Genomic DNA, 26936 nt, shown 5'->3' on the forward strand with positions numbered 1-26936 from the left:
ACGTCGTCGACGTGGTGATGATCGGAACACCCCCGCGTCGGCGGGACGGACGTCAGCAGGATGACGACCGCGGACCCGCGGAGCGGAACACCCCCGCGTCGGCGGGACGGACCGCTTCGGGTCGGCCTTGAAGGTGGCGATCATCGGAACACCCCCGCGTCGGCGGGACGGACCACCCCCCGCGTTACCTTGCCCGAGGGCGCGGCGGAACACCCCCGCGTCGGCGGGACGGACCAGATGGACGTCCTCGGCCTGCGCCGCACCGACGGAACACCCCCGCGTCGGCGGGACGGACGACCAGCCTTGGCAAGTCAAGATGCGCGTCGGCGGAACACCCCCGCGTCGGCGGGACGGACCGGTGCGGCACCCGCCGGGCCTACCAGGGCCACGGAACACCCCCGCGTCGGCGGGACGGACGATGCTGCGTGGGTGGCCGCCGACCGTGCGATCGGAACACCCCCGCGTCGGCGGGACGGACTCGGGCTGCGGGACCGGGGGCGCGTCGCCGATCGGAACACCCCCGCGTCGGCGGGACGGACGCTGGGGTGTCCTCACTCGTCGTGGTACGAGGCGGAACACCCCCGCGTCGGCGGGACGGACGGGAACGTCAAGTACGGCGCGCCCTACGGCGGCGGAACACCCCCGCGTCGGCGGGACGGACGGCCGGCTGGTCGATGCGTGGAACCGGGAGGACGGAACACCCCCGCGTCGGCGGGACGGACCCAGGACAAACGCGAAGGACACCGACCATGGACGGAACACCCCCGCGTCGGCGGGACGGACGCGGAGTAGGACTGGCCGGACGGCTCGGTCTACGGAACACCCCCGCGTCGGCGGGACGGACGTAGCCATCCAGGAACTCGACGTCACCCTGGACGGAACACCCCCGCGTCGGCGGGACGGACGGCGAGCCGAGAAGCCGCGCCAACATCGCGAGCGGAACACCCCCGCGTCGGCGGGACGGACGTCCTCGGGCAGGGCCTCGATCTCGCCGCCAACGGAACACCCCCGCGTCGGCGGGACGGACATCGTCCACTCGAAGCCCGCGACCTCGTCCTGCGGAACACCCCCGCGTCGGCGGGACGGACGGTGACGGCGGCGCTGCTGCGTACGACGGGGCCGGAACACCCCCGCGTCGGCGGGACGGACATGATGCCGGGGTGCCGGGTCGGGTCCGGTGCCGGAACACCCCCGCGTCGGCGGGACGGACGAGTTCTGAGCGTTCGCACCTGCTGGTTGAGGCGGAACACCCCCGCGTCGGCGGGACGGACAAGGAAATGTGGACCGTGGACCAGCTCATCTACGGAACACCCCCGCGTCGGCGGGACGGACCGTCGGGTAGGCCTCAGCCATGGTCAGGCCTCCGGAACACCCCCGCGTCGGCGGGACGGACTACGAGAACGCCGTCACCCCCGCCTCCGCCAGCGGAACACCCCCGCGTCGGCGGGACGGACTCCCAGTTCCGCGGGTTCGCCGAAGGCGGCATCGGAACACCCCCGCGTCGGCGGGACGGACGCGGCCTGTGGCACCCCAGCACTGTTGCCCGACGGAACACCCCCGCGTCGGCGGGACGGACATCGAGTCGGGCACGTAGCCGGTGCACGTCAGCGGAACACCCCCGCGTCGGCGGGACGGACGCTAGGACGCGACGGGCAGGGTGAGGACGAGGCGGAACACCCCCGCGTCGGCGGGACGGACCTCGGCGGGACACCGTCTGTGCCCTGGTCCTCCGGAACACCCCCGCGTCGGCGGGACGGACCGGGGTCAGGCGGCGCCCACGTCGGCCTGCCGCGGAACACCCCCGCGTCGGCGGGACGGACACCAGCCATCTCCGGGTGCCGGATTGCGGCGGCGGAACACCCCCGCGTCGGCGGGACGGACCGGTGGCGGCTGGACAACCGGTCCATCGGCGTCGGAACACCCCCGCGTCGGCGGGACGGACACCGTCCCCGACACCTCCGAGGCGATCGTCGGCGGAACACCCCCGCGTCGGCGGGACGGACGCCTCCCTCGACCCGCGCGCCTGGATCCTCGGCGGAACACCCCCGCGTCGGCGGGACGGACGCCGACGAAGTTCTGCCCTGAGGTGCCGCCGACGGAACACCCCCGCGTCGGCGGGACGGACGGCACCACCTTCACGCCGTCCAGCTCATACGGCGGAACACCCCCGCGTCGGCGGGACGGACATGGTGCGCTACACCCTGCGAGACCTGGACTACGGAACACCCCCGCGTCGGCGGGACGGACTCGTTCTCGGTGCCCCTCGACCTCGGCGGCGACGGAACACCCCCGCGTCGGCGGGACGGACGCGGCCTTCGATATTGCCGGATCGGACTATCCCGGAACACCCCCGCGTCGGCGGGACGGACGTCAACACGTGCACTTCGGGCACGCAGACAGCCGGAACACCCCCGCGTCGGCGGGACGGACTCGTCGCCCGATCCGGCGTCCGCGGTCCACGACGGAACACCCCCGCGTCGGCGGGACGGACTTCACGGCGCAGCCCGGGTAATGGCCGATGCGCGGAACACCCCCGCGTCGGCGGGACGGACTTCTTGATGTAGGCGGAGCTGCCGTGGGCCATCGGAACACCCCCGCGTCGGCGGGACGGACCCGCCCGGCCAGTCCGAGGTCCGTTTCAACGCCGGAACACCCCCGCGTCGGCGGGACGGACGGGGGCTCGGCGGTGCCGGAGTCGTCGTCGGGCGGAACACCCCCGCGTCGGCGGGACGGACCGCCGCCGAGGAGCAGCCGACGTGATCCAGGTCGGAACACCCCCGCGTCGGCGGGACGGACTCTTTCTCGATGGTTGAGGTGTGCCGAAGGGGCGGAACACCCCCGCGTCGGCGGGACGGACCGCGGCCCGGCCGTGACGAGGCTGTCCTGCACCGGAACACCCCCGCGTCGGCGGGACGGACGCATCGGAGAAGGCCCCCAATGCGACCGGCAACGGAACACCCCCGCGTCGGCGGGACGGACGTCCAGCTCGTGGACGTTGCGGCCGCCGCCGGCGGAACACCCCCGCGTCGGCGGGACGGACGTGAACAGGCGGTCGTTGTAGCCGCGGGCACCCGGAACACCCCCGCGTCGGCGGGACGGACACTTTCTGACCTGCTGTTTAGCGGTGGCTTTGCGTAGTCATTGCCAAATTGGTTGCAGGGTAGCGGGTCGTCATGGCCTCACGGTACAAGCCCCTGTTCCAGGGGGTGTTGTCAGTGCGGTCTGGTTGAGTCGGGGTGTCAGGTCGAAGTGTGGTGGGTGGGGAGGGCGCTCGATGATGCGAAGGCCGTGTGAGAGGCCGGACGAGTCGGCTTGGGGGAAGTCACGTGGTCTCGACCCGTTGTTTCCGCCGTATCCGTTGGTGCGGCATCTGCTGGATGCTGCTGCGATGGCCTTGTGGATCTGGGACCGCTATCTCTCGGTCAACCAGCGGCGGTGTATAGCCGCTGGGCTTGGACTGGCAGATGATCATGAGCGGGCGCGGGCGGTCGTGGCGTTGTGTGCGGGCCTTCATGACATTGGCAAGCTGTCTGGTTTCCAGTTATGTGATGACCGTGGCCGTGAGCGGCTGAGTGCGGCGTTTCTCCGGGACATGGGGAAAATCGGCGTGGAGAAGCTGTCGCATGACGTGGCTGGAATGGCGGCGTTGCCGGCGGTGCTTGCCGCGCTGGGCGTTGCGGATGACATGTCGGGGAGAGGGGCTGTCGACCGGGTCGCGGAGATCGTCGGCGGACATCACGGCCGGTTCTACCGGTTGGAGAGGGAACGGAGCGGCGGTCCCGTCTATCAGTCTCTGCTGGGGGGAGCGGCCTGGGCGCGGCAGCGTACGGCGCACGCGTCGGCGGTGTTCGAGGCGCTCGGGTCGCCTGTGCCGCCGGAGCAGTTCACGGCCCCGGCAGCGGTGCTGGTGACGGGGGTGGTGATTCTCGCGGACTGGCTGGTCAGCCAGGAGGATTTCCTCAAGCGGCGCCAGCGGCGGCTTGGTGTTTCGCTGGAGGGGCACTTTGTGGAGTCGTGCGCGCAGGCGGGGAGGCTGGCGCGTGAGGCCGGGCTCGTGCCTGTGGAGTTGGAGCGTAAGGACTTTGGCGAGGCGTACGGGATCGACGGGGAGCCCAACTCCCTGCAGCGGTCGATCACGGAGGAGTTCTCGGCGGCGCTGAAGGGCATGGGCGGGGATCGGGGCAGGGCCGGCATCCTGCTGGTTACCGCGGCGCCGGGGGACGGCAAGAGTGAGACCGCCCTGGAGGCGGAGCGGGCCATGTCCGCGGTCTTCGGGACGCGGGGGTTCGCGTTCCTGCTCCCCTCGATGGCCACCAGCGATCAGATGCACGGCCGCATCGCCGGCGTGCTGGCCCGGCAGAACGGGCAGGGCGCCGGGCTGACCCTGACGCACAGCATGGCGTGGCTGAGCAGTGCGTACGCAGACGATGTCCTCGGCGCCGGGCCGCAGGTGCTGGTCTGCGAGGGGGAGGAGTGCGCGGGCAGCGGCACCGCTCGGCACCAGGCGCAGATGCGGCCCCCGCAGTGGCTGCGCGGTTCCAAGCGACCGCTGCTGGCGCAGTACGCGGTGGGCACGGTGGACCAGGCGCTCATGGCGGTACTGCCGGTGCGGCACAACGCCTTGCGGCTGCTGGCACTCTCCGGCAAGACGTTCATCGTCGACGAGGCGCATGCTTACGACCCGTACATGCAGGTCCTGTTGGGAAGGCTGCTGAACTGGCTGGGGGCCTACGGCGTTCCCGTGATCCTTTTGTCCGCGACCTTGCCCGCCTCGGTCAGTGACCGGCTGATCAAGGAGTACCTGCGGGGAGCGGGACACACAGGCCGCGAACTCAAGGGGCGGTCGTTCAGGGCGCCTTATCCGGGCTGGCTGTATGTGGACGCCGCCAGCAGCGACCGCACGGACATGGCCTGTGCCGCGATCTCCGAGAGCCGGCAGAAGGAGCAGGCCGCTCAGCGGTCCATGGACCTTCAGGTTCAGGTGGAGGCGGTGGTCCACGGTTCGTCCGGCGGAGCCCGCAACCGGTTCGCGGTCATCGAACGCCATCTGGAGCCGGTCGTCACCGGGGAGGGGGGCTGCGCGCTGGTGGTGTGCAACACGGTGGGTGACGCGCAAGAGACCTACACCCGGCTCCGTGCACGCTGGGAAGGCCGGGGCCTGGCCGACGGGGACCTTCAGTTGCTGCACGCGCGGTTCCCGGGCGATGTGCGCGAGGCGCGGACACGGGGTGTTGCCGACGGAATGGGGCGCACGGGACCGAGGCCGCGGCGGCGGATCATCGTGGCCACCCAGGTCGTGGAACAGTCGCTCGATCTGGACGCCGATGTGGTGATCAGTGATCTGGCTCCGCTGGCACTCCTGCTGCAACGGGCCGGGCGCTGCTGGCGGCACGAAACCTGGTGGGCCGCGCACGGACGGCCGGGCGGACGGTCACGCCCGGCCTGGGCGGCCGAGACTGGGCCCCGCCTGGTGGTGCTGGATCCGCTGGCCGGCGCGGGGACGGTGCCGAAGCAGTGGGGGAGCGTGTACGCGGAGTTCCTCCTGTCGGAGACCTCGGAGGTCCTGGCCGGGCGTGGGTCTCGGCCCATCGCCATCCCCGGGGACGTCCAGGAGCTGGTCGAGCTGGTGCACGGGGACCGCACTGACCGCTTCGACTGGGAGAACCTGGAGAAGTCCGCGGCATGGTCGGCGTACACCGGCGACGATCACGCCCAGCGGAGCGTCGGCTCTCTCGTCGCCATTCCCCGGGCGCAGAAGGGGCTCGAACTGCGTGCCCTGCACCACCTGCAGGGCACGGAGGACGAGTGGGAGGCGGCGACCAGGCTCGGGGCGGACTCGGTCCGGCTGCTGTGTGTGTACGAGCACGACGACGGCCGTGTCACGTTGGACGTGGACGGTGCGCAGCTCCTGCCGGAACTTGGTGAGGGCGGGCGGATACAGGTGGGTGACGTGCGCACGGTGATGGGCAGCACGATCCCCGTGCGCGCCGACTATTTCCGCGATGAGGTAGGGGGGCTCCAGCCGCCAGCCGCATGGTCTGATCATCCGATGCTCGGCGATCTTGTGGTCCTCAGGCAGCCCGTCCGTGACGGGCAGGTGCAGGCGGTCCAGGTTGGCGGTAAACGCATCTGGCTGGACGCGGAGTTGGGGCTGGTGAGGGAATGAACGATGAAACCCGGTGGCAGGGCGTGCACCCCCACATCGGCGGGGAGAACTCGGCAGTTGAAGGCAGGCCGCACCTTCAGGCGAAACACCCTCACATCGGCGAGGACACCGCAGCCGCCACCCGCACCACCCTGGTGCGCGGGAGGACGGCGCAGGCGAGGTCAGACCCGGCGGCGTGCCAGTCGGCCGTAAGCCTCTGCGGCGACGAGGAGCAGGGCACCGCACGTCGTACCGACAGCGGGAGTCGGCTGGACCACCAGAACCACAACGATCACGAGCGTGATGAAGAGAAGGGGCCCAGCCCCGTGTTGCCGATCAGGCCATAAGGCCGGAACACCTGCTGTGCGTGACGTCATGAGGGCCTCCTGTGGTTGTACGGCGCCCTGTCCAGCCGCGGGCGACGGCCGTGGCGCGCGTGATCACACGTCGCGTGCTCAGGAGACGTTGTACAGCCCCAACGGCCGTGATCGCAATGGCCAGTTGAAGCACAGGAAGCACCTTCAGGCTTCTTGAGACAGCCGGAGCCTGTGTCTGCTCAACTGGTGGTCTCAGCAGGAGTGAGGGCGTTGTCAGTGGCGCCTGTTTCACTGTGCGCAGCGGTTCCCTTCAGATCACGCGAGGGGCACCGCCATGCCTTGATACGTGCTGATGAACGCAAGGGAAGGGAGGAAGGATGACCGGTCGATTCGATCTGCGGGACGAGCCATGGATCCCGGTACGCCTGTTAGGGGAGTCACGGCGGGTCGGGCTGCGGGAGCTGTTCCACCGGGCCCATGAGATCGAGGACGTGGAACTGCCGGTGCCACCGGCGGCCTCCGGGCTGTTACGCATCCTGGCCGCGATGACGGCGAGGATCGCCCGCGAGGACGGTGTGCAACTCGGGGATGAGGAACTGACCGATGAGATCGAGGACTGGCTCACGCACCGGGCGAAGGTTCTGGCCCGGGGGCGGTTCGACACCGAGGCGGTGGATGCCTACTTCGACACGGAGGTACTCAGCGGGCGATTCGACCTCTTCGACGCCGAGAGGCCGTTCCTGCAGGATCCACGCCTGCGAGCCGAATGTGTCGATGCCAAGGGCAAGCCCAACCCGTCCGGTGTGAACAAGCTGGTTCTGGGGCGGCCCACCGGAGTCAACGGGGCGGTGCTGTTCGGCCACTTCACCGATGAGGATCCGGTGCCGGTTCCCGCGGGCGAAGCCGCCTGGCACCTGATCGCGCAGCTGTACTACGGGCCGTCGGGACAGTGCACTCCGCGCCGGATCACCACCGTCAAACCGGGCAACGGCGACGCGGGACCGCTGCGCAAGAGCGTCTCCTTCCACGTCTGGGCGTCCGACCTGTTCACCACACTGATCCTCCAGGTGCCCGCGCCCGGCGACGGCGTGGATCTGGACGGCGAGGACCGCTGCCCGTGGGAAGAGGACACGCTTGGCGATCCGCTCGGGCCGCTCGCCCCCGTGACCTGGCCGGGACGGTTGCTCACCGGGCGCGCGCGGCACGCCCTGCTGCTGGAGCCGTCGGCCGACCGCACCGCGGTCACCAACGCCTACGTGACCTGGTCCACGCACCAGAGCGCTCTGAGCGCCGCCGACCCGTATGTCGTGCTGGACCAGCCGAAGACCGGCGCCGGCGCGCCGTTCGCACGCCCCGCCGACGGCCAGCGCGCCGTATGGCGCGACCTGGACGCACTGCTGCTGAAGGGCGATGGCCAGTCCCGGCGGCCCAGCACGTTCGAGCACTTGCCGCCCGCGCTGCGGCCGGTGCTGCGGGTGCGCGCGTACGGGTTCGACCAGGACGGGCAGCAGCGCGACAACGGCTGGTACGAGGCGACCACACCGCCGGTCCTGCGCTGGCAGGCGGACGTCGACGAAGAAATGGCCCTGCACGTGGCCCGCTGTCACCGAGCTGCCGAGTCGGTCGGCGACCAACTGCGGTTCGCGGCCCGGCTCGCCTGGAAACTGACCACCGATCCGGGCACCGACCCGTCGGCGAAGGTGAGGCTGGACCCCAAGAAGCCCGGACCGTGGGCTTCAGCAGCGCTCGCCCGCTACTGGCCGGCCGCCGAGCGGGAGTTCTGGCACCTGCTCACCGCGCAGCGGTGCGACATCCTGCCGCACCGGCCGTTCGTGGAAGCAGCGCTGGGCGCACTTGACGAGGCGATCGGCTCCGCTCGCGCCGACGTGCGGGCGGCCCGCGCTCGCAGCCGCGCCCACGCCGTCATCCGCTCCGTCATCCCGGCCGGTGGACTCCCGCTCAGCGATTCAAGGACGTGAGATGACTTCCTCCTCGCCGCCGAAAACGGTGAAGCAGACACAGATCGAGCAGTGCGACGCCTTCGTAAGCTACGTCCTTGGCCTGTGCAGGGACAAGAAGACCCAGGCAGAGCTGCGCACCGGGCTCGGACTGCCGGTCGAGCGCTGCACCTACCTGCACCGCTACCTCGTCCCGCGCCTGCCCGAGCGGCAGCATCCCGACGCCCGCCGGGCTCGCTACGCCGTCGCGGCCCTGATCGCCGGTCGCCCGCGCGTCGCCCGTGACGCGGACGCCGCGGCACACGCGACTGCAGCTGAAGCCAGTGCCGGCGCGCCGGTACCGGAGTGGTGGAAGCGGCCCAACCTGGGGGTCGCTCTTGCCCAGGCGGTCAACAAGAGGGCCCTCAAGCCTGCGTCGGCCGAAGGCGATCTCCACCTGATGACCCGCCAGAGCAGTGACGCGATCCACCCGCGTCTGCCTTCCCTGACGCGGCACCTGCTCAGTAGCGGCGTGCGGGTGGACTGGGCTGTGCTGCTCGACGACCTCTCCTGGTGGAACCACGACCGCGACCGCATCGCCACGCGCTGGCTGGAGAGCTACTTCCGCACGCGCACTCCCGACGACCGCCATGACTCGCTGGAGGAACACAAGTAATGTCACTCTTCGTCGATTTCAGCGCCATCCAGTCCGTTCCGGCAGCCAACCTCAACCGTGACGATCTCGGCTCGCCGAAAACCGTCACCTACGGCGGCGCCTCGCGTATCCGTGTCTCCAGCCAGTCCTGGAAGCGGGTGATCCGCCACGGCGTCGAGCAGGACCTCGGCGAGACCGCCGCCCGCACCCGTCTCGTACCCATCAAAGTCAAGCAGGCCCTTGTCGGGGCGGGTTGGCCAGCTGATCTGGCCGAGTTCGCCGGGGCCCAGGTCGCGGCGAGCGCGGGCAAAAAGCCGTTGAAGACGGAGAAGGCCGGGCACACCTCCGTGCTGCTCTTCCTCCCCGAGAGCGGCATCGAGGAACTGACCGCCGTGTGCGGCGAACACCGCGAGGCACTGGAAAAGGGGCTGGGAAAGAAGGATCCCGGCGCCTTGCTGCCCACCGCCCGGATCGAGGAGATCCTTAAACGCCGCACCGCCTCCATCAGCCTGCTGGGCCGCATGCTCGCCGAACTCCCCGGCGCCAACGTCGACGGCGCCGCCCAGGTCGCCCACGCCTTCACCACCCACGCCAGCGAACCGCAGCGCGACTACTTCACCGCCGTCGACGACTGGCTGGATGCGGCCGACACCGGCAGCGGCCACCTGGACACCGCCGAGTTCAGCGCCGGCGTCTTCTACCGCTTCGCCACCATCAACGTCACCGACCTGCTCACCAACCTCGACGGCGACCACAAGGCATCCCGCACCGTCCTCGCATCCTTCGCGGACCAGTTCCTCATGTCGCTGCCCCAGGCCAAGAAGAACAGCACCGCACCACACACCCTCCCCGACCTCGCATACCTCGCCGTACGCACCCAACGGCCCATCTCCCTGGCCGCCGCCTTCGAGACCCCCGTCCCCGCCGACCGCGCCGGCGGCTACTCCCGCCCTTCCCGCCAGGCACTCGCCACCCACGCGCAGGCCATCAACCGCCTCACCGGCAACCGCAACCGGCCCTTCCACGGCCACGCCGGCATCAGCACCGAATCCTTCGACGGCATCGGCGCGGCGCACGACTCCTTCCCTGACCTGATCGACGCCGCAGTCGACGCCGCGCTGCCCGAGTCCAAGGACGAGCGGTGAGCGGACTGCTGCTGCGGCTGGCCGGACCCCTGCAATCCTGGGGCGAGCGCTCGGCGTTCTCCCCGACCCGCGACACCGCTGCTTTCCCCACACGCTCGGCCCTGATCGGCATGTTCTGCGCGGCACAGGGCCGCTCCCGTGACGCCGACGACGACACCCTCGCCCGACACGCGGAACTGGAGTTCACCGTCCGCATCGACCGGCCGGGCGTCCGGCTGATCGACTACCACACCGTCGGCGGCGGACAGCCCAAACACCTGACCGCCGCCACCAGCGGCGGCGACCACAAGGGCGACGCCGTGATCACCCGGCGCCACTACCTCGCCGACGCCGTCTTCACCGTCGCCGTCAGCGGACCCGACGACACGGTCACCGCCATCGCCACCGCCCTCCACCAGCCACACTGGGCCCCCTACCTGGGGCGGCGCTCCTGCGTACCCGACGAGCCGTTCCTCCTGCGCACCTGCGTGGACAATCCCGTGCGCGAGCTGCTGCAGCGGGTCCCGCTCAGCCTTCCCGAGGCCGGCGAGCAGGGACACTCACGCCAAGCGGGGGACGTCCCGGTGGACTTCCTGTGGGAGACATACCACCAACACCAACTGCCCCAGGACGCCGTCACGCTCACCGTCCACGACGTCCCGCTCAGCTTCGCCCAGCACAGCCGCAGCCACGGCAAACGCCTCGTGTACCGCACCACCGAGCGACTGCCAGCAGCCCTGCGGCCCGACCAAGCCAGCCTGCACCAACGACTGATCGACTACGCCCAGGAGGAATTCGCGTGAGTGACGCCGCGACCCTTGCCCGGATCCGTCTCAACCCGCACAGCCGCGACGTCCAGCGTGACCTGCGCGATGCCGCCCAGATGCACAAGACCCTGATGCGCCTGGTCCCCGATGACCTCGGCGACACCCCGCGCCACAACTCCGGTCTGCTCTTCCGCGTCGACGAAACCGAGCAGACCAGCACCCTCCTCGTACAGGCCACCACCCCGCTGGATGTGAGGCGCCTTCCCGCCGGGTACGGCCACACCGAGATCAAGAACCTGGCCCCCATGTTCGCCGCCCTGCGCAAGGGACTGACCGTCCGCTACCGCACCACCGTCGACCCTGCCAAACGCGAACGCCTGCCCATGGAACAGAAGAACACGCGCGGCAAAATCACGCCGCTGACCGGGGCTGAGGCCGATCAGTGGTGGACCCGCCGCGCCGCCGCGGCCGGCCTGGACCTCCACACCCTGCTGCCGACACCCCTGCGCCTCGTACGCTCCGCGACAGGAGGCGGCTCCCCGCTACGGCACAGCCTTACCCGCTACGACGGCACCGCCACCGTCACCGACCCCGACGCCCTCACCACCGCCCTGGTCAACGGCATCGGACGCAGCAAGACCTACGGAGCGGGCCTGCTCAGCCTCGCCCCGACCAGCACCGCGTGAGCGCACCCCGGCGGGGCGGCGACGCGCGCAAACGCCTGGCCGCCCCCACCCTCATGCTCCCGCGCGTCGCCGACTCCCTGTCCTTCCTCTACCTCGACAAGGTCCGCGTCGTCCAGGACGACACCGGCGTCTGCGCCCAGATCCAGACCGGCAACGACCACACCGACACCGTCTACATCCCCACCGCCGCCATCTCCTGCCTCCTGCTGGGCCCAGGAGTCTCCATCACCACCCGCGCCCTGGCCACCCTCGCCCGCCACGGCACCAGCGTCATCGCCACGGGCGCAGGCGGCGTCCGCGCCTACGCCGCCGTCCTTCCCGATTCCCTCACCACCCGCTGGCTCGAACAGCAAGTCAACGCCTGGGCCACCCCGGACAGCCGACTCGACGTCGCCATCCGCATGTACGCCAAACGCTTCGGCGACGACGTACCCGAAACCGTCACCCTCGCCCAACTGCGCGGCATGGAAGGCCAGCGCATGAAAGCCCTCTACCGCATCCTCGCCCAGCAGCACGGCATCGGCCGCTTCCGCCGCAACTACCACCCCGACCAATGGCACCAGCAGGACCCCGTCAACCTCGCCCTGTCCGCAGCCAACACATGCCTCTACGGCATCGTCCACGCCGCCCTTCTCGCCCTGGGCTGCTCACCCGCACTCGGCTTCGTCCACTCCGGCACCCAGCACGCCTTCGTGTACGACATCGCCGACCTTTACAAGGCCGAGACGACGCTGCCCGTCGCCTTCTCCCTGCACCAGTCGGCTGACCCGGAACAGGACGCCCGCCGCAAGTTCCGCGAGGAATTGCGGCTCGTCCGCCTTCTCCCGCGCATCGTCCAGGACGTCCAAGCACTCCTCACCCCGGACATCGACGACATCAAGGACCACACCGAGCGGCACGACGTCGGCATGGTCCACCTATGGGACCCCAAGGCCGGCGTCCTGCCCGCCGGCGTCAACTATGCGTCCGAAGGTAGTGACTGACATGCCCGCCATGCTCGTCATCGCCACCACGGCTGTGCCTGACCACCTCCGCGGCGCCCTCAGCCGATGGACCACCGAAGTCGTCCCCGGCATCTTCGTCGGCACCGTCTCCGCCCGCGTACGCGACGAACTCTGGCAGGCCGTCACCGAAGTCGTCAGCGACGGCGCAGCCGTACTCGTCCACCCCGCCCCAACTGAACAAGGCTACGAAATCCGCACAGCCGGCACCCGCCGACGCGTACCCATCGACTTCGACGGCCTCACCCTGATGCGCATGACCGCCCCGCCACAACGCCCCACATCAGCCCAGGAGTTGCACCGCCCGCACCTGTAATTCGTTTGACACACCCCACCCCGCCCGCACGAGCGTATTTCGTGACTCCGCGGGCAGCTGTCGACTCTGCGCTGGCGCGCGGGCTTGCCCAGCCCCGCCCTCGGCACCTTCGGGCGGAAGCAGTGGCCCTCGCCGCCGGCACTGTGCGAACCTCCCAACAAGACATCAGCCGTCGCCGCTCATGTCGGCACGCCACCGCGCCACGACCACTTCGAGAAGGTTTCTCCGCGATCCTCTTTGCCCATATGCAGGTTCACGGCCCCGGATCCAGATCCTGGACTCTCATGTCGCCGCGGACGCGTAGCACTCGTGGGCGGTGCCGGAATCGCCCGAACTCGCGAGGCCCTGACTGGTCGGCCTCGATCTCCACGACGACCTCGGGAACCACTGGCAGGTACCGGATAGGTTCGGCGCTCGGTAGCCCGCCCACGGTCCCGGGCAACTCAGCCTCGGTATCTGCGGCCGGCCGGAGCAGCGGAAGCAAGGCGTGCCGTACCGCCTGACCGAGAGGAAGTCTGACTCCCACCGCCTGCATCTGACCGCCGCTTCGAGGCAGACCGAGGACGAGGTACTGCGTTGCGGGGGCCCGGCCGCTCACCCCGAGGACCGCGGCCTCGCTGCTGTGCATGCGCCGCCACTTCAACCAGCCCGAGCCGCGACCCGCGACGTAGGGCAGGTTCGGTTTCATGACCACCCCTCGACTCCTCCGAGGGCGCCCACTCAGTCCAGGGCTGTGGCGACGTCGGCGGTGACCGGGACCGGGCGGATCGCCAGCGGCCCGCCGTCCAGCAGGTCCAGTAGTCGCCCCTGCCGCTCCTCGTACCGCTTGGGCCGCCAGTCCGTGTCGCCGACGGGGAGGACATCGAAGGCGGCCAAGTGGACGGTGAAGCCCTTGTTGGAGCGGGGCCCCCGGCCGGAGCGTGACTGCAGCTTTCCCGAAGGCTAGTCCCTGCTGTCGAGGACGGCGACCAGTTCGCCGTCCAGGACGCAGTCCGGCTGCGCGCGTGGCGCCTGCGCAATATCCGCGAATGCGCGAGTCAGGTCGGTGCCGTGCCTACTCCACACTCGGCCCGCGCCAGTCAGGACCTGGCAGCGCCATCCATCAAATTTTGGCTCCAGACTTATTCCGGAATCACCGCGGACGCGGTCGACCGACTGGCACAAGGCGAGGGAGACGGCGGTGGGCGCGTTCGAAAGCGGTGAGGGCCTCGGCGATGGAGTCGAAGGTGCCGGCGATCGTCCGCAGGTGGTTCTCGCCGTGGAGGTAGACGCTCTTGCAGGTGTCACGGTAGGTGCCGACGGCCGCGACGTTCTACGGGGTTCCTACAGGTGTGGTGTGACGTGGTGCGAGTGTTCCTCGTTGGTGCTTGGACGCTCGTACTCGCGGGGTGTGGCTCTGTGGCGGGTTGTTGCATGATCCGTCAGAGCACCGGAGTTTCACATGCGGGCTTTCCCCGTGGTCCTGCCCTCGGGCACGCGGTACTGGACCGTCCTCGATGACGACCTCGTCGTCGTCCCCGTCGCCGACAGCTGGGGGCGATACCAGCGCTTCGGCCGCAGCCGAGCCGAACTCACGACCAAGACAAATGCGGGAGGCGCGGCGCTCTACCTCCGTTGGTGCGGCGCAACTGGCCGCGCCTGGAGGAAGGCCGCTCGCGACCTCGGCTTGTTCATCGTCTGGCTGAAGCACACTCCCTCCCGAGCGGATGACGACGGCCCCGTCGTTGTCCGATCCGGTCCGGGCGGCACGCCGGTTCGGCGCGAGCGCCGGATCAATGTCGTGCTCTCGGCAACCCGCGGGTTCCTCTCGTACGCGGTGTCGATCGCCGAGGCCCCGCGGTCCGTGCTCGGGCAGCTCTACGAACTGGGCGACAGCCGGGACCTGCCCGCGGAGGCGCAGGGGGAGGACTCTGGTCTGTTCTACCGGCTCCGCGCCCGCCACCGGCTCCAGGAGCCGGAGACCGAGGTTGACCGGGCTTCCGACGAGGAGATCGTCGGCATGTTCATGGAGTGCCGTTGTGCCCGCGATCGACTCGTCGTGCTGCTGCTGGGGCGGGTGGGACTCCGTCGCGGGCAAGCAGCGGGCATCCATCGGTCCGACTGCCACATGCTGGCGCACTCGCGTGTGCTCGGCTGCGATTACAAGGGGCCCCATATCCACGTGCGGCGCCGGGACAACGCCAATGGCGCCTGGTCAAAGTCCCGCGAGTCCTGGATTCAGCCGGTGGACTTCCTTGTCGTGCAGGCTTACGACCAGTACGTCGATGAGCGGTTCACCCTGCTCGGCGCCGGCGGCAGCGACTTCCTGCTGGTGAACCTCTTCCGTGGAGTGCTCGGGGCGCCGATGACGCCGGAGGCGATCTACGAGCTGTTCGAGCGGCTGGCGCGGCGGGCGGGGCTTTCCAGGAAGGTGGGACCGCACATGGCCCGTCGCGCGTTCGGCAGCAATGTCTCGGACGCCGGCGGGGAACTCGACGAGGTACAAGCCCTGTTGGGGCAGAAGCACCCCGAGTCGGCCCGCCCCTACGTGATCCCGGATCCAGCCCGGCTGCGGGAGGCGGTGGAGCGTGTTCCGTCTCCTCGGGAGCTGTACGGGCGAGGTGAGCTCTGATGCCGGCGATCTCCCTGCCGGTGCAGCCGTCGGCGACTGCCGCGAGGACCCAGGAACTGGTCGAAGCCCTGGACTCTGAGTTCCTCGACCTCATCTCCTGGGACTGGGAGTTGGGCGTTCTTCTCTATCCTCTGGACCACCCGGTGATCGGGATGCCGGAGTGCCAGGTGAGGGGATGCGACAAGGGGTACGAGAGCAGGGGCCCGTTGTGCTCCGGCTGTCGTATTCGCTTGAACAAGTCGGGACTGAGCGTCGAGGACTTCCTCAGCACTCATGAGCGGTACAACGTCGTTCACGTTCGCCAGGAGGTGTGTCGGCTGCCGGGTTGCGAGCGGCCGTGGCGGAGCCCGACCGCGGCTCTGTGTCAGAACCATCATTACCAGCGGAAGCACCGGCTGAAGATCTCTCTCGACGAGTTCCTCGTCCACCCTCTCCCGCGGCCGCTTCCAGGTCATGGAGCGTGCGGAGTGGCAGCTTGCCTGCGTCAGCGGGTCACCCCGAGCACGCCGTACTGCGACGCGCACCGGCAAAAGCTCAGCAAGGCGAAGCTCACCGGCACCTTCGGCGGCGACGAGGAGCTGTGGCGGCTGACGGCTCCGCCGGTCCACATGGGCCGCGAGGTCAGCATGCGAGGGCTTCCGCGACGGTTGATCGCCGAGCTTCTGTACTGCGTGCAGCAGCGCACTGCAAGCGGCGTGCGGACGTTCGGGCACTGGCTGCGGATGATCTGCGACCGGCTCCGTGTCCTGCAGTGCGAGACCCTCGACGACCTCGGAGATCCGAAGGCGGCGGGGCTGAAGGACCACAACGTCTCGCTGGTCACGACCATGCGCAGGATCCTCCACCGGCATAGCACGACCCCGGAGGAGGAGTCGCGCCGCGACGTATGGGACCTCGCGATCTTCGGATTCAGCGGCAGAGCCAACTTCACCGAGATCAGCCAGGACGCACTGCGCGAAGCCATGCGGATCTGGGCCGCCGATGATCTGCCGCGCCGCCGAGGGAAAGGCGGCGGTCGCACGCTGCATCGGCAGATCGACGCGATGGTGGAGCTCTCGAAGAGCCTGCGCCTCCAGCGCGAGGACGGCGGGCGGATCGTCGCGCTGCTCGACCGGCGCGACATCGTGGCGTTCTGCAACCGGCTCGCCTTCAAGACAGAGAACGGGCAGCTGAGCGCACACCAGCGCCTCTACATGGCGCGGACTGTACGAAAGATCCTTAACCGGTGGCGCACCCTCGGTCTCACGGGCAAGGGCGAGATCCTCGAAGGTCTGCGGGCCGACTTCCTCATGGGGCCCGAAGACATGCCCGATGATCCGGAAGACACCGAGGCCGGCAAGGACCTGCCCGACGAGGTGATGCAGCAGCTCTGCGACAACCTGAACCTCCTGGAGGAGATGAGCGGCACCGAAGTACGGGTCTGCACGGAACTGCTGATCGACACGGGCCGTCGGCCCGACGAAGTCTGCCGTCTCCCCTTGGACTGCCTTGAGCGAGATCCGGACGGCAGCCCCGTGCTCCTCTACGACAACCACAAGGCCTTCCGGCTGGGCAGAAGGTTCCCGATCGCCAAAGTGACCGCGGCGGTGATCACCGCTCAGCAGGGACGCGTGCGTAAGAACTTCCCCGACACGCCGTCATCCGAGCTGAAGTTGCTGCCCTCTCCAGTCGCCAACCCGTGGGGGACCAAGCCGATCTCCGGCGTCTGGGAGCAGCACCGGAACTGGGTCCGCGCCCTGCCCGAATTCCTCGTGCCCCTCGAAGTGGAGGTGGACGGCGAACTCGTCACGAAGCTCCTGCCGTTCGACAGGAAGAAGATCTTCCCGTACGCGTACCGGCACAGCTTCGCCCAGCGGCACGCCGACGCGGGAGTCAAGCCGGAGGTCCTCAAGGACCTCATGGACCATCGCCAGCTGCAGACCAGCCAGGCGTACTACCGCATCGGCCAGGACAGGCGGCGTGAGGCCATCGACCGAGTCGCGGTCATGCAGTTCGACCGGCATGGCAAGCGCGTGTGGCGCCAGGTTCAGGGGCTCTTGGACTCCGAGCACGTGCGGCGCGAGATCGGCGAGGTCGCCACGGCGTACGGCGTGTGCAGAGAACCTACGAACGTGGCGGCCGGCGGGCACAGCTGCCCACTGCGCTTTCGCTGCCTGGGTTGCGAACACTTCCACACCGACGTCTCCTACCTGCCGGACCTGGAGGCGTACCACGCCGACCTCCTGCGCAGCCGCGAGAAGTTGATGTCCGCCTTCGAAGCGGACGACTGGGCCCGCGCCGAGGCCATGCCGTCCCAGGAGGAGATTCGCCGGGTCCGCCGACTGATCAACCGCGTCAAGGCGGACCTGGACGACCTGACCGAGGAGGAGCAGGCGCAGATCCAGCAGGCGGTCTCCGTTATCCGCCGCGGTCGCAGCGTGATGCTGGGGATGCCTCGCATCGGCCAGCCCTTGCCCGACGTCCGGCCGAGGAGGACTACGTGAGTTCCGCGATGAGCGCCGGCCGCAAGGTGGATGGCGACCGGCGCCGCCAGCGGGTCGTGAAGGCCATCGACGTTGCCGCACAGAAGGGACGCCGCATCACGGTCTCGGGCATCGCCCGTCAAGCCGGGGTGGACCGGACCTTTCTGTACCGGCACCGGGATCTGCTCGCCTTGGTTCACGCTGCCGAGCTTGAGCCGGCCGAGCGGGATCCGGCGTCGGGTGCCTCGGCAGTGAGCAGGGCCTCGCTTCAGGCCGATCTCGCGAACGCGCAGGCCCGCACCGTCCGCCTGTCCGCACGCATTCAGCAGTTGGAGAGGCGCTTGTCCCAGGAGCTGGGTGAACAAGCCTGGCGTGAGTCGGGCCTTGGTGTTCCCACCGATATCGAGGAGCTTCAACGGACGATCACGCGGCTCGAGCAGCGCAACGTCGAGCTGAACGAGGCCGTGGAAGAGAGCCAGGCCGATCTGGCGGCGGCCCGGGAAGCCAATCGTGAGCTGACCCGGACCCTCAACCAGCGTGGAGAGCAATCGGGACCAGAAACGCCACCACGCAGTAACACCAGATGAGGAATTGGGGCTGCTCGCCGCGGTACGGGCCAAAGTGGAGGGAACGGCGGCATGAGCGAGGCGGCCATGGGCGAGGGCACGTGCGCGGTGCGCACGGGACTGTCCGAGCCGGTCAAGAACGAGCCGACCCTGCCCGGGCCGGTCTTCTCCGCACACTTCCATCTGCCGGGCGAGGTGAGCGGGCCGTATGCCTACGGGCGCGACGAGAACCCGACCTGGACCCATCCGGAGACCCCTACGAGGCGGCGGCTTCCGGGTAGTGGATGTGGGCGGCCAGCTCGTCGTACTGGTACCAGTCCGTCTCCGCGAGCCCCCGCACCCGCTTGACGAACTCCGTCCACGCCGCGAGACCGTGAAGCTGGGGGGCCTGCGTCCAGAAGAGCGCCGCGAACTCGGGCATCTTCGCTGCGGCCCGGCACTCCTGGTTCTCAGCCCAGGCGGTCAGGATGCCCTCCAGCTGCTCCGGCTGGATGAAGCCGGCGAGCGGGATCACCACGCTCTCGGCGAAGTGTTCAGCGACGCGGTAGCTGCCGGCCCCGGCCAGGATCTCCGCCACGACGTCGGTGAAGTAGGCGGAGGGATTCGTCGCGATGACGTTGGCCTGCTGGTACGGCTCGGACTCGGCGAACTTGCTGGCCAGGGCAGGGATGCGGGCCCGAATGGCGTCGCTCCCGGCCAACGCGATCACGTCGATCACCCGGCGGGCCCTCGTGCCGGCGGGCGGGTACTGAACCTGGTCAACGTAGGTGCCGATCTGCTGGCACACCGTCGCGTCGAGGGCGTCGGTGAAGACGTCGAACTCGCCCAGGCGCGCAAGCCCCTTCAGCTGCCGGTCGATGGGAAGCTCGTTGAACTTGGCCATGGTTTTGGTGACGGCCTCCCGCACGGCGTCGCGGTCGTGCTGGGCGAAGGCAATCAGGCAGAGAGCGTGCCGGTCTGCGGCCATGCTCGCGGGGATGCTGCTGGTCTCGGGCACCGGCAGTTCGAGCATGGCGTGCTTGGCCGCGATGGCGACGATCTGCTTCCAGGCGCTGGACTTGACCCGCTGGGCGAACATCTGCACCAGGTAGTCGGCGTGGCCGACGAACGAGGGGTCGTCCACGTGGGCGATGTACCGGTCGAACGCCTTGCGCCCCTGGGTGGGCGGGTACACCAGCAGGGCGTCCAGCGCGGCCACGAGGTGGGCCCTCGCGTAGTCACCGGTCGGGGCGAAGACATCGCCGAGCGAACGGAGGGAGGGGTGTGCGCAGAGGTTGCGGTCCTCCTTCAGGCGCAGCAGCTGCCGGTGCTCGATCCCGTCGATCAGCTCCAGATCAAGCGCGTCCTCCAAAAGCTTCTTCTCCACGTCCTCCACGATCTTGATCGCTGTGCCATCGAGCTTTCCCCGGGCCTCGTTGAGCTTCGCAACGATCTCGGCGGCCTTGCCGTCGCCGTCCTCGGCGAGCTGGTAGAGCTTGTGGATGATGTCGGTGCAGACGGCCGTCCAGGTCGCCACGATGGCGGCCCGGGGCGTACCGGTGCTGTGGCAGCGAAAAGCGTCGTCGACCAGCGGCCGGACCTCCTGGTGCCAGACACGGGCAATGCGTTCTTCGAGGCTCTGCACCAGCTGCTCGCTGTTCTGTCAGGACCCGCGCGGTGCGGGTTGGCCCGGCGGCCGGCCGGGGCGGAGTTGCCGTCCCTCTATGTATAGGCGGCGGACGTCCGGCCGGACACCGGGTTTCCCGACGGCACCGGCCTACAGCGGCACGGCGAGCTGGCCCGGATTCCGCCCGGGGTCGTCGGCGCGTCGGCGCGGAGACGGGGCGCCTACCGGCCGTGCCCCGGGATCCCCCCGGTCTCCGGGGAGCTACCGGTGATGCGGGCGGCAAGCCGCTTCACCTTCCGGCGGACCCGCTCGCCGAAGACCTCCTTCTGTGCGACACCGGCGGCCAGAGCGGCTTCGGCCCAGCTGGAGACTCCGCGGAGGCTCATCGCAAGGGTCACCGCTCGCTCAGCTGGGGAGAGGGCCCCCAGGATCTCGTTCAAGCGCGGATCGTCGAAGCCCTCAACGCCGCTGTCGGCGTCGAGCCGTCCGGGGACCAGGTCGTACAGGGTCAGCTCGTCACCGAGCGGGGTGTCGAGCAGCAGGAGCCGCGACCCGTTGGCCTCGCGGCTCCAGACCGGGGCCAGCTGTCGGTGGACCACGCTGGCCTCGACCTTGAGCCGGTCCAGCGCGCCGGGGGTCAACTGGCCCTCGTCGTGGAGCGGGTCCGCCCAGTTGCCAAGCAGGGCGGTGGAGACCGACTCGCTCCATCCTCTCCACCGCCCCAGCGCTTCGGAGGTGAAGTCGCGAACCGCCGCCGAGCGCGGCCTCGCGGGCATTCAGCGCCTGGACCACGTCGGGGACAGGGATGTTCAGCGCCTGGAACCCGGACTCGATGGTCCGGTTGTCCGGGTGGTCGGTGTGGAGCGCCACCATACCCGTGGCGGTGGTGATCACCGTTCGCGGAGCGGAACGGTTGAACGGCTCCGGCGGCTCGAACGTGCCGTCCGTGTCGATGGCGACAGATCCGTCGTCGCGCAGGGCCACGAGGTCGCCGTCGGTGCCGCTCCACTGGACCGGGATCAAGGCGGTGATCGCCAAGCCGGTGCCCGAGTGCCAGTTGAAGTCGTTGATCCGCTCCGCGAAGAAGACGTCGGGGCTGTCTTCCTCGATCGTGGTGTAGCTGGGCGGCAGGTTCTCGGCGGTCATGGGCGCCTCCTTGCGGCGGTGAGAAATCCTTCTCCTCTCAGGGCTCAGGCGAGCCCGATCCGACAACGAACTCCCAAACTCTCTCTATGACCTGCGTCATAACGGCATGACTCTGCCCCCCATTCCTCCCCCAGTACAGCAGTTGACTCCTACCACCGGCTTACGGCCATGTCGGGCCGCGCGGAAGATTTCAGTGGTCGGGACCGTGACCTGGGCACTGAAATCTTCCGTGCGGCGGCTGATGGCGGTTCGGGCGCACCAGTTGCTTCGGTGTTCGGTGGCTGCAGCGGCCCTTGGCCGTGGGAGTGATGGGTCAGCGTTTGACGCGGTTGCGGACGGCAAGGACCGCCAGACCGAGAAGGACGGGCTCGGCCACGCGGGAGGCCATCTCGATATAGGTGCCGGCGGTGGTCAGATCTTGGTCGGCGGAGCGGAACACCACCGAGTTGAGCGTGATGTTCAGGGCCTTCTCGAAGCGCTCGCCGGTGAACCGGTTCCCGGTGGGGTTGCGTGGATCGTCCTTGCCGATCTCGAAGGTCACTCTCCCGCCGCCGGGCGGCACGGTACCGGTCGCTGCCTGCTTCGGGTCGTTCTGGGGAAGGCCGAAGCCCATCAGCAGCACGATGGTGACGAGCATGGCTGCGGCGAGCCAGCCCAGGGCGCGGGAGGCGCGCAGGCCGTAGCCGGACAGCAGCCAGTAGCCGTGCAGCAGTCCGCGTTCGGCGCGACTGGTGCCGGTGCGGTCGCGGCGGCGCATCTCCATCTCGCCGTAGTAGAAGTCTGCCGCCCCCGGCTCGTCCTTGCCGTCCTCGAACGCCTTGCGCAGCGCCCGGTACACCGGCGCCATCTGCGCCGGCCCCGCATGTCCGACGTCGGGCATCGCCGCGTTCCAGCCCAGGGCTGCTCTCGGCTGCCGAGCGCGCCAGTGGTGCTCTTCGGCAAGCGTGCGGCGCCGGGTGAACCGCACCGGGAGCCCGCCCCGCCGGTGCGTGCCGGGCGGGACCGTGGCGAAGGAGCAGGTGCCCTCCAGGCGTATCTGGTCCAGGTGCACGGTCCCGGTGAGCAGGCAGCTTGAGAGGTCGACGTCGGCGAGGACCAGGTGGGCCGCGTCCACCCCGCGCAGCGAGGTCATCCGCACCGTGGCATCGGGCATGCTGGCGAGTGGCGCTTCTGCCATTACTTGGCCGCCTGCGAGCACGAAGGGTTCCTGCTCCGCGGCGATCGTGAGGGGGTATTCGAAGACGGCGTGGGAGAAGTCCACCGTGGCGTAGCGCAAACGCCCCTCGGCCGTTGACGACCAGCGGGTCCGCCGACACTCCACGTGGCATGCGGCAAACGCGAGGGTCACTGGGCCGCCGAACACAGTCCCAGACAACCTGACCCGCTTCGCACACACCAACGGCCCCAGGGCTGAGGCCCTTTCGAAGGTCGCCAACTCGAACCCGGCGTCGCCCTTGAAGGTCGCCGACTCGAACCCGGCGTCGCCCTTGAAGGTTGCCGACCCGAACCTGGCGTCACCCTTGAAGGTCGCCAGCCTGAACCCGGCGGCGTCCTTGAAGGTCGCCGACGTGAAGTTGGCGTCGCCTGTGAAGGTCGCCGACTCGAACCAGGCGCCGCGCTCGAAGGCCGCCTGCTTGAACCTGGCGCTGTCCTTGAAGGTCACCGACCTGAACCCGGCGGCGTCCTTGAAGGTCGCCCGCTCGAACCCGGCGCCGCCTGTGAAGGTCGCCGAGGTGAACCCGGCGCCGTCCTTGAAGGTCACCCGCCTGAACCCGGCTCCGCCCTTGAAGGTCGCCGACGTGAAGTTGGCGTCGCCTGTGAAGGTCGCCGACTCGAACCAGGCGCCGCGCTCGAAGGTTGCCGACCCGAATAAGGCGACGCCCTCGAAGGCCGCGAAGATGAATACGGCATCGCCCTTGAAGGTCGCCCGCTCGAACCCGACGGCGCCTGTGAAGGTCGCCGACTCGAACCAGGCGTCGCGCTCGAAGGTCACCGACCTGAACCCGGGGCCGCCCTCGAAGACTGTCGACTCGAACCGGGCTCCGCCGATGCGGGGGTTTCCGGTGGCCGGGTCGAGGAGGGCGGCGAGGAGGGCATCGAGAAGGAGGTCGGTGAAGGAGGTGCCGCGGTGGTCGATGTCAGTGCCCGGGGTCATTCCGGCCAGGTAGGCGTCGCGGTCGGCGTCGGCCAGGTGTGCGAGGCATACGGTGTGGCCCGTCACGCGGATGCCTCGACAGCCGACTGGGTTTTCCACAGTGGTGTCCTGGCCACAGTGCGGCCAGCTGGGCGGAGTCGGGGACGGTTCGGGGCTTGGCTGGGGCATACCAGAAGGACGATTGAGCGGCGGTCAGCGGTTGCTGAGGGGCGCCTCGTGGCCGCCGCACTGAAATCTTCGGTGCGGCGCTGAAGAACCTACTGCAATCTCTGGTGCGCTACTGAAGTCTTCAGCGCGGCCCGACAGGCCAACCCGGTCTGCCGTCAATCCACATCACTGCCGGACTTGACAACTACCGGTAATCTCCGGAACCGATGCGCTGGCCCTTCCAGATCATGTAGTAGGGGAGCAGAGTGGGGGAACGTCGCCAGAAAAGCGAGGTTCGCCATGTCTGTGGTTGCAACCATTCAGGGACGAGTAGCTGTTGGCGAGCCGGGTAGCACGGTTCGTCAAGTCGTGGCCGTCGAAGAAACGCTCGCGAGCTACCAGCTTGGGGGAATCGATTCGCATCGAACAAGCTGGCCACGGGTCCGTGCCGTAGGGGCCGCGGAAACAGACTCTGAGGGTTGCTTCGAGATCGAGTACACCCCTGCCGTGGCCCCGCCTGACGCTTGTGATTGGAGGACATCCGTCCGGATTGACGTGTACGACGGCCCCACCCTCGTATGGAGTAGCCCCGCGCGCACCCCTAATCCAATCGTCGAATTCCACCAGGACAGCATCCCAACGACCCCAGATTCCACACTCGACAGCTGTGCCGTGCACGGACAATTCACCTCGTGCGGCCGGCCAGCAGCCAACCTCGATGTCGTTGTCACCGAGAAGGCGACCATTGGAATCGATCGACCAGGCGAACCCTGCATCCCTCATAGCCACACACGCCACGTTGGCCAGACCCGTACCGACGCAGAAGGCTTTTTTGCAACAACTTTTCAACCGACTGCGGATACCGGACACTGTGGATTCCCATCGCATGTACGGGTTGAAATCCTGGATGGTCCGACGCTCCTCTGGCGGAGCCCGCTCCGACTGATCGCAGCGGATGTCACGGTGACTGGTGAGATCTTCCCGGACTGCCCATCAGGAGCTTCCGTCGTGCGCGTATTTGACGACGCCGGCGTTCGGGTCGCAGGAGCAGATGTGTACGTAGACGGGGCTCACGCGGGCGCCACTGGCCTCAGTGGCGAACTGCACCTGGTGCCCTCGCTAGCCGCTGGACAACTACTTGCTGCGCGCAAGTTGCTCCACGAAGAACCATCCGAGCGTCCGGGACACGCGGGTGGCGGGACGGCCGACTGGGCCTACCGCGTGTACGCAACCAGCGTTCGCGTTCGGTATAACACCAACGGAAATAACGCGAGGCTGCCACTCTTGTCCGTCAACGATCCGAGCCAGCCAATTGATCTGCGAGTCCAGCGCCGCAACACACTCATTGGTTTCAACTTTAGAGTCTCGATTGAGTGGGACGCCTCGCCGGAGGAGCGCGCACGCCTGCACGACCGACTCGTCGAGGTCTCCGAACTCCTCTACAACGCGACTGACGGCCAATTTCTGATCGAACGCCTGAACACTTCCGAGAGTGCCGGCGGGTGGGACGATGCCGATATCCGCATCTATGCTGATCTCAACCGGAAGTCCACCGCCAGGGTCGGCGGCGTGTTCGACAGCACGGGCAAGGTCAGCATGAACCCCGATGACGCCCTTTTCAGTGGCGTAACACTTCACGAGTTGGGCCACTACGCACTGGGAGCCCGAGATGAGTACGAGGGGGACCATTGGGACCCTGCTAACGGCCCCGTTCGTTGCACACTGCAGAGTTCCGACTCCGGAGGCCCGTTTGCCTCCGGAGGAACAAAAGACTCCTGCTTTATGCGGGGAGCACAAGAAATGAATAAGAAGAAGCTCTGTTCAGATCATCCCGACAACCCGCATGTCGGGGGCACAGACCAAGGGTTACTGGACTGCTGGAGCAGCGTGCTCAGCCGCTATAGCGAGGACCAGTGGCGCCTGCAAACTCCCTCCACTCGTGGTGTCATAGTTGGTCGTTTACGCGACTCGGGTGTACCGATTCAGCGCACAACACAACCAGAAGGAGCCGACACACAGGTCCCAAGTTTCATCCCCGTCGCCGACTGGAAACCGTTCGTTCGTTCAGTGCGCGATCACCGAGGAATTCTCGTGAACGGTGTCGTCGTACGCGCTGAGTTCAATGGCTCCCCAGTACGCCGGCAGAAGGTATGGCTGCATCAGCATACAAACGGTCGTCGGCTCCTTCAGGGCATGACAAGTCGCTCGTACAACAAGGCATACGGAGTCACTACGGGCGACGGTGAACTTCCACTGCGCGGCGCCCACATAGACGACGAGATATCCGTCATGGGCGCCGCTCCCAATGGCGGGATCCTCCTCGGCAAGGCCACCATTACCCGAGCAGAACCACACACCTTGGTGATAGCCCTGCGCCGTCTTGTCTTTCCGTTCCCCGTCGGGCTCACGCTGAGCCCCGTCGGCGCCCTGAGTATCGAGGTGCAGGCGCCTGACACGGCGGCGACCTTCGGCCGCCCACCCGACGTCTACGTCATCAGCGGTGACGCGGCGGCAGGCACCTCTAGTTACACACACCTGCGGCCTGCGGTTGGCACCTCCACTGTCGGCGGGCTCGCACGCGAGGGCACTGGAGTCGTCGCCGTAGTCGCGCTAACTGCTGAGGGTGACGAGATCGTAGACGAACGCGGTGTGGCCTTTGGCGCCATAGACGATGAGCCGACGACGTTCGAGAGCAGTGATGGGCGCCTCAAGGTTCGTCTACAGGCCGACACTTTCGACGCCGCCCACCAAATCATGATTGAGTCGCCTGGCGCAGATGCACCCACCGACACCCCACTCGGAGAGATCGTATCGGGCCCGTATCGCGTCACTTGCACGCCAAACGATGCGTGGGCCCAGGACGCGACGCTGCTCTTCCGGCTACCTTCGGTGGAGGTTCCTACCCAAGATCCAGATGGGTGGGTCAGTTCTCTCGTCGTGGCAGAACTGCCACACCCCGATGGGAAATGGTGTGAACACGGATCGGCTGGGTGCATCAATCCTGTGTTCGTCTCCGCACTTGTCGATCACGCAGGAACCTTCGCGCTGGTCCACAAGAGCTATTGATCCGCCATGACTTGTTCCGGCGCCGCGTGCGCGTCTCACGTTCCGTGCCGGTGTCGGGCAGTAAGCAGTTGGGGTCTGCAGTCGGTAAGACGGGCAGCCGACTGGAGCCGGCGCGCGGTACGAGGCCAAGTGGTAGATGCCGTTGCCTCAGCGACTCGGGCCAACTAGTCGCTTTCGCTGTCTTCTCTGCCAGTTACTCCAAGAAACCGTCGCTCGGTGTGGGTTCAGC

The 26936-nt window shown here is 68.4% G+C and carries 18 protein-coding genes, 1 pseudogene and 1 CRISPR repeat array (1 of these 20 running past the window's edge); of the genes and pseudogenes, 14 read left to right on the top strand and 5 right to left on the bottom strand.

All coding sequences use genetic code 11. The features are described from left to right. Positions 1-3101: direct repeats of the CRISPR family, unit length 29 nt; unit sequence CGGAACACCCCCGCGTCGGCGGGACGGAC (it extends 2359 nt beyond the left edge of the window). A 176-nt stretch (positions 3102-3277) separates the two neighbouring features. The 8 genes from cas3 (at position 3278) to cas2e (ending at position 12948) form a co-directional block, all read left to right on the top strand. Further along, entirely contained in the window at positions 3278-6166 is a 2889-nt protein-coding gene (gene cas3 / locus OG266_RS38120; protein WP_371553101.1) for a CRISPR-associated helicase Cas3', read from the top strand. Positions 6167-6839: 673 nt separating this feature from the next. Next, entirely contained in the window at positions 6840-8441 is a 1602-nt protein-coding gene (gene casA / locus OG266_RS38125; protein WP_371551300.1) for a type I-E CRISPR-associated protein Cse1/CasA, read from the top strand. A 1-nt stretch (position 8442) separates the two neighbouring features. Continuing rightward, the gene (gene casB / locus OG266_RS38130; RefSeq protein WP_371551302.1) at positions 8443-9075 is read left to right on the top strand and encodes a type I-E CRISPR-associated protein Cse2/CasB; all 633 of its coding nucleotides are present in this window, start codon (positions 8443-8445) and stop codon (positions 9073-9075) included. Continuing rightward, positions 9075-10199, top strand: a complete 1125-nt coding sequence (gene cas7e, locus OG266_RS38135; protein WP_371551304.1) for a type I-E CRISPR-associated protein Cas7/Cse4/CasC — start codon at positions 9075-9077, stop codon at positions 10197-10199. The genes casB and cas7e overlap by 1 nt, the downstream gene beginning before the upstream one ends. After that, positions 10196-10981 (top strand): type I-E CRISPR-associated protein Cas5/CasD, encoded by a 786-nt coding sequence (gene cas5e, locus OG266_RS38140; protein ID WP_371551306.1) that lies wholly within the window; start codon positions 10196-10198, stop codon positions 10979-10981. The genes cas7e and cas5e overlap by 4 nt, the downstream gene beginning before the upstream one ends. Continuing rightward, positions 10978-11631: a type I-E CRISPR-associated protein Cas6/Cse3/CasE gene (gene cas6e, locus OG266_RS38145; protein ID WP_371551307.1), complete on the top strand. Its 654-nt coding sequence runs from the start codon at positions 10978-10980 to the stop codon at positions 11629-11631. The genes cas5e and cas6e overlap by 4 nt, the downstream gene beginning before the upstream one ends. Before the next feature lie 53 nt (positions 11632-11684). Then, the gene (gene cas1e, locus OG266_RS38150; RefSeq protein ID WP_371553103.1) at positions 11685-12614 is read left to right on the top strand and encodes a type I-E CRISPR-associated endonuclease Cas1e; all 930 of its coding nucleotides are present in this window, start codon (positions 11685-11687) and stop codon (positions 12612-12614) included. 1 nt (position 12615) lies between these two features. Further along, entirely contained in the window at positions 12616-12948 is a 333-nt protein-coding gene (gene cas2e / locus OG266_RS38155; protein WP_371551308.1) for a type I-E CRISPR-associated endoribonuclease Cas2e, read from the top strand. 720 nt (positions 12949-13668) lie between these two features. Here the strand turns inward: cas2e and OG266_RS38160 are convergent. Continuing rightward, entirely contained in the window at positions 13669-13824 is a 156-nt protein-coding gene (locus OG266_RS38160; RefSeq protein ID WP_371551309.1) for a hypothetical protein, read from the bottom strand. Between the two features lie 66 nt (positions 13825-13890). Then, on the bottom strand, positions 13891-14235 hold the full coding sequence (locus tag OG266_RS38165; RefSeq protein ID WP_371551310.1) for a hypothetical protein: 345 nt from the start codon (positions 14233-14235) through the stop codon (positions 13891-13893). A gap of 154 nt (positions 14236-14389) precedes the next feature. On the opposite strand from OG266_RS38165, the gene OG266_RS38170 reads away from it, so the two are divergent. The 4 genes and pseudogenes from OG266_RS38170 to OG266_RS38185 form a co-directional block, all read left to right on the top strand. Continuing rightward, positions 14390-15559, top strand: coding sequence for a tyrosine-type recombinase/integrase (locus OG266_RS38170; RefSeq protein WP_371551311.1), 1170 nt, complete (start codon positions 14390-14392; stop codon positions 15557-15559). A 467-nt stretch (positions 15560-16026) separates the two neighbouring features. Beyond that, positions 16027-18042 (top strand): hypothetical protein, encoded by a 2016-nt coding sequence (locus OG266_RS38175; RefSeq protein WP_371551313.1) that lies wholly within the window; start codon positions 16027-16029, stop codon positions 18040-18042. Next, positions 18039-18608 (top strand): DUF6262 family protein, encoded by a 570-nt coding sequence (locus tag OG266_RS38180; RefSeq protein WP_371551315.1) that lies wholly within the window; start codon positions 18039-18041, stop codon positions 18606-18608. The genes OG266_RS38175 and OG266_RS38180 overlap by 4 nt, the downstream gene beginning before the upstream one ends. 51 nt (positions 18609-18659) lie before the next feature. Continuing rightward, a pseudogene (locus OG266_RS38185) lies at positions 18660-18842 on the top strand (cystathionine gamma-lyase); the annotation flags it as partial. Position 18843: 1 nt separating this feature from the next. On the opposite strand, the gene OG266_RS38190 reads toward OG266_RS38185, so the two are convergent. Together OG266_RS38190 and OG266_RS38195 are read right to left on the bottom strand one after the other, a co-directional pair. Next, complete coding sequence (locus OG266_RS38190) at positions 18844-20211, bottom strand: hypothetical protein (RefSeq protein ID WP_371551317.1); 1368 nt, start codon at positions 20209-20211, stop codon at positions 18844-18846. 203 nt (positions 20212-20414) lie between these two features. Continuing rightward, positions 20415-20969 (bottom strand): hypothetical protein, encoded by a 555-nt coding sequence (locus tag OG266_RS38195; RefSeq protein ID WP_371551318.1) that lies wholly within the window; start codon positions 20967-20969, stop codon positions 20415-20417. 29 nt (positions 20970-20998) lie between these two features. Between OG266_RS38195 and OG266_RS38200 the strand changes: the two genes are divergently transcribed. Beyond that, on the top strand, positions 20999-21313 hold the full coding sequence (locus OG266_RS38200; RefSeq protein WP_371551320.1) for a hypothetical protein: 315 nt from the start codon (positions 20999-21001) through the stop codon (positions 21311-21313). A gap of 339 nt (positions 21314-21652) precedes the next feature. Here OG266_RS38200 and OG266_RS38205 read toward each other — a convergent pair whose 3' ends face one another. Beyond that, positions 21653-23560: a pentapeptide repeat-containing protein gene (locus OG266_RS38205; RefSeq protein WP_371551321.1), complete on the bottom strand. Its 1908-nt coding sequence runs from the start codon at positions 23558-23560 to the stop codon at positions 21653-21655. 1365 nt (positions 23561-24925) lie between these two features. Between OG266_RS38205 and OG266_RS38210 the strand changes: the two genes are divergently transcribed. Beyond that, the gene (locus tag OG266_RS38210; protein ID WP_371551323.1) at positions 24926-26707 is read left to right on the top strand and encodes a hypothetical protein; all 1782 of its coding nucleotides are present in this window, start codon (positions 24926-24928) and stop codon (positions 26705-26707) included. Positions 26708-26936: the final 229 nt, after the last annotated feature.

The sequence above is a fragment of the Streptomyces sp. NBC_00554 genome, from assembly GCF_041431135.1.
Lineage (GTDB): Bacteria > Actinomycetota > Actinomycetes > Streptomycetales > Streptomycetaceae > Streptomyces.